The sequence below is a fragment of the Okeania sp. SIO2F5 genome (assembly GCF_010692685.1).
GTDB lineage: Bacteria > Cyanobacteriota > Cyanobacteriia > Cyanobacteriales > Microcoleaceae > Okeania > Okeania hirsuta.
The window spans coordinates 12,153-28,695 of sequence record NZ_JAAHGU010000023.1 but is presented as its reverse complement, the minus strand read 5'-3'; the positions used below and the strand labels follow the sequence as shown (position 1 = coordinate 28,695).

The 16,543-nt window shown below is 39.0% G+C and carries 8 protein-coding genes; 4 read left to right on the top strand and 4 right to left on the bottom strand.

Annotation, left to right across the window (positions count from 1 at the left end):
• Nucleotides 1–169: 169 nt before the first annotated feature.
• Entirely contained in the window at nucleotides 170–1,771 is a 1,602-nt protein-coding gene (locus tag F6K27_RS11100) for an FAD-binding oxidoreductase (protein ID WP_287276286.1), read from the top strand.
• Between the two features lie 232 nt (nucleotides 1,772–2,003).
• Here F6K27_RS11100 and F6K27_RS11095 read toward each other — a convergent pair whose 3' ends face one another.
• Entirely contained in the window at nucleotides 2,004–2,174 is a 171-nt protein-coding gene (locus tag F6K27_RS11095; protein WP_287284051.1) for a hypothetical protein, read from the bottom strand.
• Between the two features lie 3 nt (nucleotides 2,175–2,177).
• Nucleotides 2,178–2,366 (bottom strand): hypothetical protein, encoded by a 189-nt coding sequence (locus tag F6K27_RS11090; RefSeq protein WP_287284049.1) that lies wholly within the window; start codon nucleotides 2,364–2,366, stop codon nucleotides 2,178–2,180.
• Between the two features lie 191 nt (nucleotides 2,367–2,557).
• Here F6K27_RS11090 and F6K27_RS11085 point away from each other — a divergent pair, with 191 nt between their 5' ends.
• Nucleotides 2,558–4,582, top strand: coding sequence for a DUF6851 domain-containing protein (locus F6K27_RS11085; RefSeq protein WP_287276279.1), 2,025 nt, complete (start codon nucleotides 2,558–2,560; stop codon nucleotides 4,580–4,582).
• Nucleotides 4,583–4,598: 16 nt separating this feature from the next.
• Here the strand turns inward: F6K27_RS11085 and F6K27_RS11080 are convergent, their stop codons facing one another.
• Nucleotides 4,599–5,291, bottom strand: coding sequence for a hypothetical protein (locus F6K27_RS11080; RefSeq protein WP_287276277.1), 693 nt, complete (start codon nucleotides 5,289–5,291; stop codon nucleotides 4,599–4,601).
• Nucleotides 5,292–5,445: 154 nt separating this feature from the next.
• Nucleotides 5,446–7,182, bottom strand: a complete 1,737-nt coding sequence (locus F6K27_RS11075; protein WP_287276275.1) for an iron uptake porin — start codon at nucleotides 7,180–7,182, stop codon at nucleotides 5,446–5,448.
• A gap of 579 nt (nucleotides 7,183–7,761) precedes the next feature.
• Here F6K27_RS11075 and F6K27_RS11070 point away from each other — a divergent pair.
• Together F6K27_RS11070 and F6K27_RS11065 are read left to right on the top strand one after the other, a co-directional pair.
• Nucleotides 7,762–7,902: a hypothetical protein gene (locus F6K27_RS11070; RefSeq protein WP_287284046.1), complete on the top strand. Its 141-nt coding sequence runs from the start codon at nucleotides 7,762–7,764 to the stop codon at nucleotides 7,900–7,902.
• A gap of 23 nt (nucleotides 7,903–7,925) precedes the next feature.
• Nucleotides 7,926–16,543 (top strand): Ig-like domain-containing protein (locus F6K27_RS11065; RefSeq protein WP_287300867.1); only part of this gene is annotated, 8,618 nt, incomplete at its 3' end.

The following is a 16,543-nucleotide window of genomic DNA, read 5'->3' as shown; positions in this document are numbered from 1 at the left end:
TACCGGTACGGAAATGCTAAAAGCTAATAGCTAGTGAAACATCAAGTTCTAGATTAACTTTAGGAATGATTGAGAGTAGCAAAACTCAGGTAAAAAATTCTCTCTCAATCATCTTTTGATTCAGCCAAAACTAATTTAATTTATCTATTCAGCAATAAGGAGAACAACAATGGTATCGGTTTTACAATCTAACCCCAGTTTGAAATTAAAATGGCACTACCTAGAATTTTGTCAAAAAATACTTGGTCATCAATATGTAATTACCAATGAGAATGTAATTGCCGCAGTAGAGACAGCAACTTTTGAAACTTCACAACAAGTGCGTTTCGTGATTCAACCAGGTTCACCACAAGAGGTTCAAGCGTGCCTTAAAGCTGCTCAACTATTTGGAGTTCATATTCACCCAGTCAGTCAGGGATATAACTGGGGATATGGTTCTCAAGTTCCTGATGAAAACCTGAGTGTGGTTATGAATTTGAGTAGACTGAATCAGATTAAGGTAGATGGTAAAAATGCCACCGTCACTCTTGGTCCTGGAGTAACTCAGCAGCAGTTATTTGAATATTTGCGGTCAAATTATCCCCACTTGTTCTTTTCTCTCACAGGAAGTTCACCTTATTCCAGCATTATTGGCAATGCTATAGATGCAGGTTATGCCAACGGTCTGAATGTGATTCGCTGGAACCATGTAATTTCCCTTGAGGCAATTTTACCCTCTGGTGAATTACTCAAAACTGGATTTGATGCTTTGCCCAACGCTTCAACAGCAGGAATATCTCGTTATGGTCTCGGACCAGACTTGAAAGGTTTATTTCGGCAATCAAATTTAGGAATTGTTACCGAAATCACGTTGGAATTATCGTTAGCTCCCGCATACCTACAAATATTTTATTTTTCCATTGATGAAGAAGAGCAGTTAGGTGAGCTAACTGAGCAATTGCACAATTTAAAGCAAACTGGATTAATTGAAAGTAACTGGATACTGTTGCATGGCTACCGAATTCTGGCAGAAGTCAGTCAGTTTCCTTGGCAAGAGACTGATGCACAAAGAACTCTAGATCGCAATCTGATGCTGAAACTCTTACGCCAACAACAAATTCCTGGCTGGTCAGGAGTTTATAACGGAGTGTTTGCTATCTATTCTCTTACTTTAAGGCACGCTGAAGCAATGAAAGCGGATATTCACGAAGCCCTCAATAACAAAGTAAGTAGATTGAAAACGTTCACTGTAGATCAATCTCAAATCAAAAAAATGCGTTGGAACAGGAATCTAGAAATTCCTGAATTGACTCATAAACTACTGAAAGGTCGTCTCTTGACTTTTGCTGGAATTCCTGTTCAGGGCAGTATTCCTATTAGTTATTGGCGTAAACGCAATTCAATTCCAGAAATTATGGATCTAGACCGAGACCAATGTGGTTTTATCTGGCTAGCTGTGACAGCACCTGCTTCTGGTACCGATGCACTTACTATTGTTCCTGTGATTGAACACTTTTTTAATGATTACGGGTTTGAGCCAATGATTGTTTTAGATGGTGTTAACAGTAGAGAAATGTATGTGATGACATCTTTAGTTTACGACCGCGAAGTTCCTGGTCGAGATGAACAGGCGAGAAAGTGTTTTGAGCGTCTAGCAGCAGAATTAAGGACAATGGGATACTATCAATACCGTTGGCCTAAAGCACTTTCTGTTGAGAATGCTTTACCAGAAAGAAATGATGACTATGCTTCAGTTTTCGCCAAGCTACAGTCAAGTCTACTAGGAGATTAGGCAGTAGGGAGTAGTGCCGCTACCCGGAAGTTAAAAGTTAAAATTGAGTGCTAATTGGCGAGGTTTCCTACGGCGCTTTTAAAGTGCGGAACTATTTCCGCACACAGTCCCTCCAGGATGTATGTAGGGTCTAGAGCAATAACTATTGTCCAATAGAGCAATAGAACATTAATAATCGCCAAACAGAGCTATCGCTTTTGAACCAGAGCAATAACTATTGTCCAATAGAACATTAATAATCGCCAAACAGAGCTATCGCTTTTGAACCAGAGCAATAACTATTGTCCAATAGAACATTAATAATCGCCAAACAGAGCGATCGCTTTTGAACCAGAGCAATAACTATTGTCCAATAGAACATTAATAATCGCCAAACAGAGCGATCGCTTTTGAACCAGAGCAATAACTATTGTCCAATAGAGCAATAATAATCGCCAAACAGAGCGATCGCTTTTGAACCAGAGCAATAACTATTGTCCAATAGAACATTAATAATCGCCAAACAGAGCGATCGCTTTTGAACCAGAGCAATAACTATTGTCCAATAGAACATTAATAATCGCCAAACAGAGCGATCGCTTTTGAACCAGAGCAATAACTATTGTCCAATAGAGCAATAGAACATTAATAATCGCCAAACAGAAAGAATATTTCACCTTAAAAGGCGGGGTTTTAGACCCAATCCTGTTTGATAAATCGCCTATCCGACTCTTGCTTCTTCCCTCTTTCTTCTTACTTCTTCAGTCTTCCTTCTACACTTTAGTTCTTTAACACTAACAAAAAAACATGAATAATTCCACCAGGCAAAATCAGCAAATTTCTGACAACAACATCAATCTCACCGTCAACCCAGAAACTCAACTTGTCACAGTAGAAAATCCCACACCAAGCATTTCCGTACTATGGGATCAAGCAGTACAACAAGCAGTCATCAACACCTCCCCCGGTCCGACTGTTGCCTCCCGTGCTTATGGCATCCTACACACAGCCGCCTATGACGCTTGGAGCGCCTACGACCCACTAGCTATTGGAACTCAATTAGAGGATAATCTCCAACGTCCCCAGTCAGAAAACACTGATGCCAACAAAACTGAAGCTATAAGTTTTGCTGCTTATCGGGTATTATCGGAACTCTTCCCTAGCGAAGTAGAAATTTTCAATGAAGTCATGGCTGAATTAGGCTTTGACCCCAACAACACAACCACCGATACAACTACTCCTGCTGGCATTGGTAATGTCTCCGCTGAAGCACTATTAACATTCCGTCGAAATGATGGCTCCAACCAACTAGGAAATGACCCCAACGGTGACGGAACTCCTTACTCCGATATTACTAACTATCAACCCCTTAATTTTCCTGGAGAAACTATCGATATAGAGTCTTGGACTCCCGAACGGGTTCCCATTGATGCTCTACCCGGTGAAGAACAAAGAGTGCAAACATTCCTAACTCCTCAATGGGGTAATGTTACACCCTTTGGTCTCACATCCGTTGAAGACATACGACCAGAAGCACCAGAACCATTTTTACTTGTAGATGGTGAGGTAGACTTAGAAGCACGCACAATTACTCTAGCAGACCAGTCTGTGGTTGAAATTACTCCCGATATTGTTGGTACAATTATTAATCCTAAATTTATCGAACAGACACAAAGAATTGTCGATCTCAGTGCTAACCTGACAGATGAACAAAAATTAATCGCCGAATTTTGGGAAGACGGAGGCGGTACATCATTCCCTCCCGGAACTTGGCTGACTTTTGGAGAATTTGTTTCCGCTAGGGATAATCATACTTTAGACGAGGATGTGAAACTGTTCTTTAATTTGGGTAATGCAGTATTTGATGCTGGTATTGCTGCTTGGGATGCTAAAACTTTTTATGATTATGCTCGACCTGTACGCACAGTCCGGGAGTTAGGAGAACTGGGTTTAATAGGAGAATTTAATCCAGAGCTTGGTGGTTTTGCTATTGATGCTTGGGCAGGTCCAGCAGAAGGAACTCAAACTATTTTAGCGACTGATTTTCTCACCTTTCAAACACCTGGTAGTGACCCTTCACCTCCTTTTGCGGAATATGTATCTGGTCATAGTACTTTCAGTGCTGCGGGTGCAGAAATTTTGGAACGGTTTACTGGTAGTGATGATTTTGGTGCTTCAGTCAGTTTTGCAGCAGGAGAGTCTCGTTTTGAACCTGGTGTGACACCGGAGTCACCTCTAGTTTTGGAGTGGGATACTTTTAGTGAAGCTGCGGATGAAGCTGGTATTTCTCGTCTTTATGGTGGTATTCATTTTGATGATGGGGACTTGAATGGTCGCGAGTTAGGGCGAGAAGTCGGGGAAAGTGTTTGGCAGAGAACTCAGTCGGTTATTGCTCCTAATGTTATTATCAGTACAAATGATGATGATGATTTAATTGGAACTTCTGAAAATAGTTTCATTTATGGCAACAAAGGTGATCATACACTCCAAGGTTTGGATGGTAACGACTTACTTTTTGGAGGTAAAGGTGACGATACAGTTGATGGAGGTAATGGTGTTGATATTATTGGTGGCCACAGGGGTGATGATATTCTCATCGGCGGACCTGGTGGCGATCGCTTTGACTTTGGATTAGGTCATGGCGACAATATTATTGTTGATTTTGAAGACGGAATAGATATTATTGGTTTACAGGGTGGTCTGAGTGTCGAGCAATTGACTATTTCTCAGATAGGTAATGATACTCGCATTAGTACTAACCAGCTTTCTATTACGTTACAGGGTGTAGAGGAAAGCGTCATTAGTATTGATGATTTCACCGAACTTGCTTGATCGAAGAGTAGACCTTTTACCTCGGTGGTAACTGTTGAAAAATACCTCTACCTCCACCTCCAGTAATAGGAGTTATAGGTGTAGGTGATACGCGATCGCCAGAGCTACCAGCAGCAGGTTGAGAACCTCTCATCATTCCACCACGAGAGGGGTTTCCCACTCCACGAGAAGGGTCGGAAAATTCCGAGTCCGATACATCTGGAGACATGGTAAAATCAGAACCAGGTGCAGTGGTGCCACCCATTGGGTCGCCTGTACCACCCAGAGCATCATTTAAAAAAGTATTAGAAAAGCCACTGAAATCTAGTTTTCTCTCTTCTTCAAAAAACGGTACGCTTATTCTACGTTTTGCTGGTTCCCTAGAATTTTCTTCTTGAGCGTAAGCTACAGATATTAACCCAAGGGAAAAAGAAGAAGAAAGAAAGAAACATATCAATTTATTAATTGAATTTATCAGGAAAGGCAGAGGGGAGGAGGCAGAAGGCAGAAGGGAATTATGACTCCTGTCTTCGTTCATTCCCAAATATTTTGTTCTTTTTTGTTGCACCTTTACTCTTGTTTGTTCTCTGTTTCTTACTGCTATCAAAAAGCTATTATTTTTGATATTATCTTTTTCTTTTGGGTTTAATATCCCGCCATCTACAAGATGTTGAAAATTGGTTGAGATTTTAGTCCCCATCCACTTTTTTATTCTTCTTTCTTCAATCATAGATAAATATAGTTATTCTAAATTTTTTTTGTTAATTTTACTTATCTTTTTCTTTTGGGTTTAATACCCCACTGTCTTACAGAGTGTTGACAATTGGTTGAAGTTTGAGTCCCCATCCATTTTTTCTTCCTTCTTCCTTCTTCCTTCTTCAAGGTCAAAAGCGGAAAGTTGTCCGTAAAACTCCAATTACAATTGTTTCATTATCTTCATTATGTTCTGGATTAGTCACTACAAAAAATCCGGGAGTAATTGTGATATAATCGTTAACTTTATACCGATAAAAAGTTTCTATATGATAAGAAGTATCCTCATCTTCTTCAATGCCATTATCTCCATCAACTAATTTTAATGGTTTACCAAATAAAACGGCAAATAAATCTCCTTGACGACCAAAAGGGTCAGACATACCAACAGAAAATAAATAAGTATTAGAAGTAGCATGAGCATCAGAATTAATATAATTTGTAAATACCCATCCTCCCCAAGCACCCAGAGTTATTTTCTCCCAAACTCGCCATTGCACTGTACCACCCACGGCATTAATATTAGCAGGTATACTTAACCCTCCAGAAGTATCAGCATTTAAGCTACCAGTAAAGGTATCTAGAAAACCGTCTTCTGAATAAGCATTAATATAAGTCACACCAGTCAATACATTATCAAATGGAACAGTTAAAAATTGGACTCCCATCGCACTGTGACCAGCATCAGTAATGCCACCTTGGCCTGTAGGACCGTTACCAGGGTTTTCGCTATCCCGCGTACCGTAGGCAACTTGCAAACGTACTTTATCAGTAACTAACCAGTCAAAACCTAAACCAGAATCTAATCTACCTATCTTAAATATGGGACTAGAGTCAGTAAAGCGGGAAATAGACCCACGACCTGCATCAAAATAAGGGGAGTTAGCTGTGAGGACACTATTTAAGCTGAAGTTGACAGGACGGAAAGTGAAGACCACGCGATCGCCAAAAGCGGGAAAACGATATTCCAACTTAAATATCTGAAACTCATCATCTGTATTTGTTTGATAAGATAAAATTGCCATATCTGTATTAAATGACTGACTACCTGCAAAACTACGACTACTGAAATTTGCTGCACCCAATTCTATTCGTAGGCGGTCTTTACCTGTAAAGGTTGTAGCTGTTTGCAATCGTACTAAATAATTAAAAATTGTGTTTTTGTCTCCGTCTCCACGTCCACCAAAAGCATTGACTACATCCTCACCGCCAAAACCGTTGGTTAAGCCAAATATTACTTCTCCACCAAATATTGTTGTAGTGCCATTAAACCTGTTTGCTTCTAATTCTGCGGTGCGAGCTTCAAGTACATCTATTCGACCACGGAGGGTAGCTAACTCTGGAGCAAATTCTTCGACTAAACGTTGAACGGCAGCTATATCCTCGCGAGTCGCTAAGTCTACTGTAGACTGGCCAATTAATTCTGTCATTCTATCTAAGCAGGCATTTAACCCAGCAGCAAATTCGTATCGGGTCATAGCTCGGTTGCCTTTGTAAGTGCCGTCTGGATATCCTGAAATACAACCGTAACGTTCTACTAATGATTGTAATGCTTGAAATGCCCAGTCTGTAGGTTGGATATCTGAGAGTTGGGATACGGAGGTTACTTGGTCTAGTTCTGAAAGATCGTCATATTCATCTGATGCTTGTGCTAGTTGTAGGGTTTTTTTTCTAACTGTTGAAGGAACAGAATGGGAGTTATTTAAGCTCTGTAATATTGGTGGTGATAGTAAATGGAGAAAAGACTCATCTTGAGGTTTAACTTTTGTAGAATTTATTTGTGTTAATCCAGTTGCAGATTTTGCCCATGTTAAAGGAACTCCTAAAATAAATATTGAGATTAAAGATAATAAAAATTTACTTCCCATTTTATTTCGTCCTCATCTTATCGGTATATTTATTTAACTTGGTGTACTTTGATTTCAGTACATAATAATTTAAGACGTTTATATCATTAATATCTTCTTCGAGCAACCTAGCAAACAACTAATTTATTAAGACAAGTAAAATATTGTCTTCAAGTGCAGTGAAAGATCGAATAAGTTATGTCTAAGAAATAACTTCATCAGAAGATTACCAATCAAAACTTTACAAAACTTCTTTATTGTCTTCCGGAAAATAAAATTTAATATTATCTTTATTGCCGTTATGTTAGTTATTTATATACGATTAAATTCACAAATAAAAAAAACTAAACAGTATAAAAACCGGAGTCAATAGGCTGTGGCCATAACAATTAGTAGCGAATTAGCTTCCTAACCTAGTCTTGAAGATCGCCAATTTAATTTATTTGATGAAGCCTTTAAACCCGGTCTTTTACACACAAGTTATACATAATTTACTATCCAAATTCTAATTCCTGAATCTTTACTTGATCAGGAAAAATCCTCAGAAAAAAACAGATTCACAAATATTTACCATGAACTTTTTAAACCAAAATCACAACCATGAAATTTTCTGTAAAAAGTTGGCAATTGAAGAAGGAGTCAGGAGTCAGAAGTCAGGAGTCAGGAGAACGGGGTCAATGGGGATTCTCATCCCACCAACCACATTTGCACCGTGCAGATGGTTGGGTATTAAATCCATAAGGGATAAAGATAATAGCCATTGTGTGAGTATTTGGCCTCCTGGTATGGGAATGTCAGTAATTATTGACCCCAGGGTAGAAAATTATCAAATGTTAGCATCAGGGGTTTTGTCAGGAGCAAAAGTTGCCATTCTGAACTCGGAAGAAGATGAGGTGAGGCAAATAACTAGAGCTATTTTGGATTATCCAATTAATAGTCTCCATATTGTTTGTCATGGTTCTCCTGGTAGTTTGCAGTTGGGTAATACTAAGTTAAGTATCTCGACGTTGACCAAATACGAGGCGGAGTTGAAAAGGTGGGGTGAGACCATAGGTTCTGGTGGAATATTGTTGTATGGTTGCGAGGTAGGTGCGGGAGATATTGGGAAAGCTTTTGTGGGAAGGTTCCATGAGTTGAGTGGGGTAGGTGTTGCTGGTGCAGTAAGTCCTGTGGGTAATGCAGAATTAGGTGGTAGTTGGGAACTTGGGGTTAAAGTTGGGGAAGTTGGGGATAATTTGGCGTTTGGAGAAGAGGTGTTGGTAAGTTATCCAGGAGTTTTGCCAGAAAATTTGCTCTTTGCTTCTCAAATTGAACCTGTCAACACCGCACCAACAGCTAATAATAGCAATATCCGCATAGACGAAGATACCACCTACAACTTTAGTATCACTGATTTTGATTATACAGACTCCGATGGCGACCCTCTAACCGAAATCGAAATCGTGAATTTACCCGAACGAGGGGAACTATTATTGGCAGGTTCACCATTAACCCCTGGTCAAACTATCAGCGCTACCCAAGTAGGAACTCTCAGCTATCGTCCAAACATTCACGAAAATGGCGACAACTACACCACATTCCCAGTTATTTTTAACAATGGTTCAGAAAATAGCAACCAAGCGACAATAACTATCAACGTCAACCCAGTTAATGATCCTCCTGTAAGTGCAGATGATAATATTCGCTTTGAAGCAAATATCACTGGACAATTCCAATTCCAAGAAAGCAACTTTCCTATCGTAGATGTAGATGGAGACAACCTAGCAAGTATTACGATCGCCCAAGAACCAACTTTAGGCAGTCTTACTCTCAACGATGAACCAGTCACTAACCCCATCCCCGTTAGTGACATCGACCAACTGGTATATAGTATAGAACCAACTCCTGCAGGCAATAACATCGATGAATTCACATTTACAGTTAATGACGGTCAAGCTGATAGTTTAGAATACACAATTAATATTAATGTCGGGGAAAGAAGTACAGATACACCCCCAACTGCAGCAGATGCTGAGATTACAATAGAAGAAGATACTACCTTTCAATTTAATACATCAATTTTCAACTTTCGAGATGAAGATGGTGACTTTTTCAGCAACTTCAACATAACCAGAACTCCAGAATTAGGACGACAGGAAACATTCACAGACGAGGGTGTTCTTGAAAACATTTTCTACATCCCCAACCATAACGAGTTCGGCAATAATTACACCAACTTAGAATTCCAGATCGGTGATAGTGGTGGACTCAACAGTCAAGAAACATACACCCTTAACATCAATGTCATTCCAGTTAACGACAACCCAGTATTTACAAGTGGAGCGCCAACAACAGCTACAGTAGGTCAACTATACACTTACCAAATTACTGCCAATGATATAGACGAAGACCGGATAGATATTAACTCCAGTAACATACCTGGTTGGTTACAATTTACCGATAACGGAAACGGTACAGCTACATTAACAGGTACACCTACAGACCAAGACATAGGTAACAGCAATATTGAACTTACAGTTACTGACCCCAGTGACACTACAGATACGCAAATTTTTAGCCTACAAGTCACTGGTCCCCAAGCACCTACAAACCTGCAAATTAGTGGTACAAAATTCAACGATATCAACAACAATGGTGTTTTAGACTTTATCGAACCAGGTTTGGCAGGAGTTACTATCTACGTCGATATTAATAATAATCAAGTTTTAGACAACGATGAACCTAGAGTAGTAACAAATAGTGAAGGGTCATACTTGTTTGAAAATATCAGCTTAGACCCTGGTACATATAGTATTAGAGATATTCCACCTGTTGGTTTAACTCAAACTGTTGCAGCTCCTACTATTACGGTTAACTCTGGATCTACAACTTTTACAAATATAGATATTGCTAATATTGCTACTATTGCCCAGAGTGGGAGTATTAGTGGTACAAAATTCAACGACCTTAATGGTGATGGTTTCTTCGACCCAGGTGAACCTCCATTAGAAGGATTTACTATTTATGTCGATTTTGACAACAGTAATACCTTAGATGCAGATGAACCCTTTGCTATAACAAATACAGACGGCACTTACACCATTAACAATATCCCAGCAGGAAATTACACAGTTAGGGAAGTACAACAAACAGGTTTCACTCAAACTACACCAGACCCTATTGTTACAGTAGTAGCAGACCAAAATATTTCCAATATCAATTTGGGAAATTTTCAGTCACCAGAGTTAGGCAGTATCAGTGGGGTGAAATTCCAAGATGATAACCAAAGTGGGTTTCAAGACCCAGAAGAATTAGGTTTGTCAGGATTCAGAATTTACCTAGACCAGAATAATAATACCTTTGAGTTAGACGAACCAAACGCCATAACAAATACAGACGGCAGTTATATTATTAACAATATCCCAGCAGGAAATTACACAGTTAGGGAAGTACAACAAACAGGTTTCACTCAAACTACACCAGACCCCATTGTTACAGTAGTAGCAGACCAAAATATTTCCAATATCAATTTGGGAAATTTTCAGTCACCAGAGTTAGGCAGTATCAGTGGGGTGAAATTCCAAGATGATAACCAAAGTGGGTTTCAAGACCCAGAAGAATTAGGTTTGCCAGGATTCAGAATTTACCTAGACCAGAATAATAATAATACTTTTGAGTTAGACGAACCAAACGCTATAACTAATACAGACGGCACTTACACCATTAACAATATCCCAGCAGGAAATTACACAGTTAGGGAAGTACAACAAACAGGTTTCACTCAAACTACACCAGACCCCATTGTTACAGTAGTAGCAGACCAAAATATTTCCAATATCAATTTCGGAAATTTCCAACAGGAGACTGTTGATGCTTTTATTGTTAACAGCATAGGGGATGAAGGAGATGCCAACTTAAATGATGGAGTTCCCCTAACAGCAACGGGTGTAGTTACGCTCAGGTCTGCTATCGAACAAGCAAACTTCTTGCCGGGTGAGAATACAATAGACTTCGACCCGAATATACTATTTGGTCAAACAATTACTCTAAATACTCAATTAGATATTACTAGCGATATTATTATTAATGGGTTAGGGGCAAATAATCTTACTATTAGCGGTAACAATGCTAGTCGCGTTTTCAATATTCAAGCACCCCCACCACCAATAATTGATGCTCCGATTTTGAATGCCTTGCAATTAAATATTGTATCGCCAACAGTTACTATTAGTGGTCTAACTATTACTGATGGAGTAGTTAGTAATGAACAGGGAGGAGGTATCAGAAATATTGAAGGGAATGTGACATTAGCAAATAGTACAGTCACAGGTAATACAGCTATTTCAGGAGGAGGTGTCTATACTAGAGGTGGGACTTTAACGATCGGTAATAGTCTCATTTATAATAACACTGCTAGTTTTGGAGCTGGCATCATTAATAATAATACTTTCGCTCCTGATGCTTATGGTAACTCTATTTTAGTTAACACAGGTGTCCTAGAAGTAAATAACACTACCATCAGCAATAACATAGCTACAAATGCTGAACTAAGTGGTGGTGGTATTGATAACGATGGTACAGTTACAGTGACTGACAGTACTATTTCTGGAAATACTTCGGGTTTTGATGGTGGCGGTATTTATAATAATGGTACAGCTACAGTTACTAATAGCAGTATTTCTGAAAATGTTGCTAGTCGTTTTGGTGGTGGTATTGCTAATGATAGTACAGTTACAGTGACTAACAGTACTATTTCTGGCAACAGTACAAATGCTAGTGGTGGTGGTATTGCTAATGATAGTACAGTTACAGTGACTAACAGTACTATTTCTGGTAACAGTACAAATGTGAATGGTGGCGGTATTTATAATAATGGTCGTAATACTTTCTATGATGGCATTAATTTTATTGGAGCTACTGCCACAATTACTAACAGTACTATTACTCAAAATATTGCTGACAACGATGGTGACAACATTGGGAATGGTGGTGGAATTGCTAATGGTGGGACTGCTAATGTTAGCAACAGTATTATTGCTGGAAATTTTGATGCTTCATCAACAATTATTCTGTCTGATGTTTCAGAGAATTTCAACGACACTTTAGTAGGAGTTTTTAATAGCAATGATTCTAACCTAGTTGGGGATATTCTTGGCAGTAGCGGTTTTGCTCCTAGTGAAGTCTTGCAGGTTCCAGTGAGTTCTGTACTCGATCCAAATTTAGTAAATAATGGTGGTTTGACGTTAACTCATGCTTTAATTCAGGATATTAATAACCCTGCCATTGATGGGGAAAATAATGCTAATATTCTGCCTGGGGTACAATTTGACCAACGTGGTAATGGTTTTCCCCGGACTCTTGATGGTGATGGAGATGGTATAGCAGTTGTTGATGTCGGTGCGTTTGAAGCATCTCAGATAGAAACAGAACTATTGGTCAATATTAGCGGTACAAAATTTAACGACCTCGATAATGATGGTAGCTTAGATATTGGCGAACCGAGTTTGCCAGGGGTTACTGTCTATATTGACATCAATAATAATAATTTTCCCGACAACGATGAACCGACAGCAGTAACAGATGCTTTTGGTTTCTATTCCTTTAATAATATTAGTCTATTACCAGATACATATAATATTCGAGATATTCCACCTACTGGTTTTATTCAAGCTGCTCCAATTCCTACTATTACGGTTGATATTGCATCTACAAATTTTCCAAATTTTAATATTGCAAATATTGAGGTCAGTTCCTTCATCGTTAATGATACGAGGGATGCAGGAGACCTTATTCCCGGAAATGGAATAGTTGAAACTGCTCTTGGAGATAATATAGTTACATTGAGAGCAGCAATTGAAGAAGCTAATGCTTTCCCTGGTGAAAATACAATTGAATTCGAGTCTAGTTTATCCGGTCAAACAATTACTCTGTCAAATGTTGAACTAGATATTACTAGCAATATTATTATTAATGGTCTAGGAGCAAATAATCTGACGATTAGCGGTAATAATGCCAGTCGTATTTTTGATATTCAAGAGTCAACAGTTACTATTAATGATTTAGCGATCGCTGATGGATTTGTTTTTGGCGAGGAAGAAGGAGGAGGTATCAGAAATATTGGTGGTATTGTCACGGTAAATAATAGTACCATCAGGAATAGTCAAGGATTTAATGGTGGTGGCATTTCTAACAGGGACGGTGTACTCACAGTCAACAATAGCACCGTATCTGGTAATAACAGTAGTGGTAATGGTGGTGCTATATCTAGTCAAGGTGGTGCTGATGGCGAACTGACAATTAATAATAGTACAATTTCTGGCAATACAAGTATTGGTTTAGGTGGAGGAATATATATAAATACTCCGGCATCAATTAGCGATATTGCTAGCAACACAATTGTTTTAAATACAGCTATTGACGGAGGTGGTGTGTTTATAGCAGGTGGTGCTACTCGAATTGAGCAAAGTATTATTGTGGGGAATAATAGCAATAATGTATCAGGAAGTTTTTTGGGCATTGAGAATGTTATAGATGTTCCCATTGAGTCGGTACTAGAAACTGCTCTACAAAATAATGGTGGTCCGACGGAAACCCATAACTTAATTCCAGGTAGTCCTGCTATTGATATTGCTCTGGGCAATACTTTTAATCTGGATCAGAGAGGAATTCAACGACCTATTGATGGAGATGGAGATGGTAATGCTATTGCAGATATTGGTGCAGTTGAAACATCTCAAATAACACTTGTAGGTAGCATCAGTGGGATAAAATTCAACGACCTTGACAGTGATGGTTTTTTTGATGCAGGGGAACCAGGGTTAGCGGGTGTAACAATTTACCTAGACCTCAATGAAAACCAACAATTCGATCCAGAGGAACCATCTGAAATTACAAATGATACCGGGAATTATAGTTTCAGTAACTTAAACTCTGGTTCATATAACGTTCGGGAAGTTGTACCAGAAAATTTCAGACCGACTCTTGCTCCAGAAACACCAATTACTATTACTGCTGCTGGGGAAAATTTCACCAATATTAATTTCGGTAACACTACTAACATTGCCGGAATTTCTATTACTCAAACAGGTGGCAGTACTGATGTCGCAGAGGAAGGAACTACGAGTGACACTTATGAAATTGCTCTTAATAGTATTCCTACTGCTCCAGTTAATATTACAATTGCTTCGGATGGTCAGACAGTTCTCAGTGATGTTGATGAAACACTAAGCAATACAATTAACCTCACATTTAATGACTTAACTCCTCAAACCGTTACTGTTACAGCAGTAGATGATGAAATAGAAAGTCCTGATATTAGCAATATTACCCATACTATTAGCAGTAATGACGAAAACTATAATGGCGCGAATGTACCATTTACGATAGATGACATTCCCAGTAACAATATACTCCCTGTCAATATTATTGATAGCGACATTGAAAATTTAGCTCCAGACGCTATAGATGATACAGCTTTCACTACAGTTAATAACCAGGTAAATATAGATGTCCTAGATAACGATACAGACCCCGAACTCGACCAGATCGATATTATTGATTTTGATGCAACTTCTACAGCAGGTGGTACAGTTACTCTCAGCACCGATGAAAATGAAAATCCCTCCTTATTATACTTTCCTCCCAATGGGTTCATAGGTGAAGACACATTTACCTATACGATTAGCGACGGTAATAATAATACAGACATCGCCACCGTTACTATTAATGTTATATCACCAGGAGAACAGCGTCCAATAGCTAACTCTGATACTGCCACGACAACTCAAGGTAACCCTGTAACTATTAATGTTCTCGAAAATGACACTGACCCCCAAGACAGTCCGGTAGAGATTTTGGCAACGACCGACCCAAGCAATGGAGCGATCGCTAATAACAACAATGGTACAATTACCTACACGCCATTACCAGAAGCGATCGGTGAAGATACATTTACCTACACTATTATTGACCCCGAAGGAAATATTTCCGAACCTGCAACGGTAACTGTGGCAGTTGACCCCCTCCCTCCAGGTAGTATCAGTGGCACAATATTCGACGACCTCAATAATAATGAGATTATCGACCCTGGGGAAACTGGACTAAATAATGTCACTGTAACTATCAGTGGAATTGAGAACGATATTCCGATCCAACAAACAACTGTTACTGACTCATCAGGTATTTACAATTTCTCTAATTTATTACCAAATATTGAATATACTCTCACAGCAGTTCGTTCTCCCGACCTACCTCTGCAAGAGTTTCCATTTCCTGTAACTATTCCTGCTGGTGAAAGTGTTAGTAATATTAACTTTGCCTACGATGTATCAGACCCAGGAATTCTCCAATTTAGCGAACCCATCTTTAGCGTTGCGGAAAATACTCCTACTGCAACAGTCACAATAATTCGTACAGATGGGAGTGATGGAGTAGTGAGTGCTACTCTCAACCTTGCCAATGGTACAGCTATTCAAGATATTGATTATGGCAACCCTATTTCTAACAATATTTTCTTTGCAGATGGAGAAACACAACAAACTGTCAGTATTCCAATTATTGATGATTCTATAATTGAGGGAAATAGAACTGTTAATTTGAGTTTGAGTAATATTACTGGTGAGGCAACTATTGGTCAACCTGCTACTGCTATTTTAGAAATTCTTGAGGATGAAGTTTCACCCCCTCCTATAGCTAACCCTGATACTGCTACTACAACCCAAGGCAACCCTCCCATAACTATAGATGTCTTAGCAAACGACACAGGAGAGTCTCTCAATATTATTACTGTAGATAATTTCACCACCGCAGGAAATAATGCCACTATCAATAATAATCAAATTATCTATACCCCATTACCAGAGTTCAGTGGGACAGATACTTTTACTTACGAAATTTCAGATGGCAATAATAATACTCCTAACTCTAGCGCTACAGTTACCATTACAGTCACACCCAACCAAGTAGTTCCCATAGCTGAAAATGACACAGCTTCTACTACAGCAAATACTCCCATAACTATAGATGTCTTAGCAAACGACACAGGAGAATCTCTCAATATTATTACTGTAGATAATTTCACCACCGCAGGAAATAATGCCACTATCAATAATAATCAAATTATCTATACCCCATTACCAGAGTTCAGTGGGACAGATACTTTTACTTACGAAATTTCAGATGGCAATAATAATACTCCTAACTCTAGCGCTACAGTTACCATTACAGTCACACCCAACCAAGTAGTTCCCATAGCTGAAAATGACACAGCTTCTACTACAGCAAATACTCCCATAACTATAGATGTCTTAGCAAACGACACAGGAGAATCTCTCAATATTATTACTGTAGATAATTTCACCACCGCAGGAAATAATGCCACTATCAATAATAATCAAATTATCTA

What these genes read in the sequence shown, in the direction of transcription:
- F6K27_RS11100 (WP_287276286.1), top strand. Translation starts at nt 170, where the DNA reads ATGGTATCGGTTTTACAATCTAACCCCAGTTTGAAATTAAAATGGCAC.
- F6K27_RS11085 (WP_287276279.1), top strand. Translation starts at nt 2,558, where the DNA reads ATGAATAATTCCACCAGGCAAAATCAGCAAATTTCTGACAACAACATC.
- F6K27_RS11080 (WP_287276277.1), bottom strand. Translation starts at nt 5,291, where the DNA reads ATGATTGAAGAAAGAAGAATAAAAAAGTGGATGGGGACTAAAATCTCA.
- F6K27_RS11075 (WP_287276275.1), bottom strand. Translation starts at nt 7,182, where the DNA reads ATGGGAAGTAAATTTTTATTATCTTTAATCTCAATATTTATTTTAGGA.
- F6K27_RS11070 (WP_287284046.1), top strand. Translation starts at nt 7,762, where the DNA reads ATGAAATTTTCTGTAAAAAGTTGGCAATTGAAGAAGGAGTCAGGAGTC.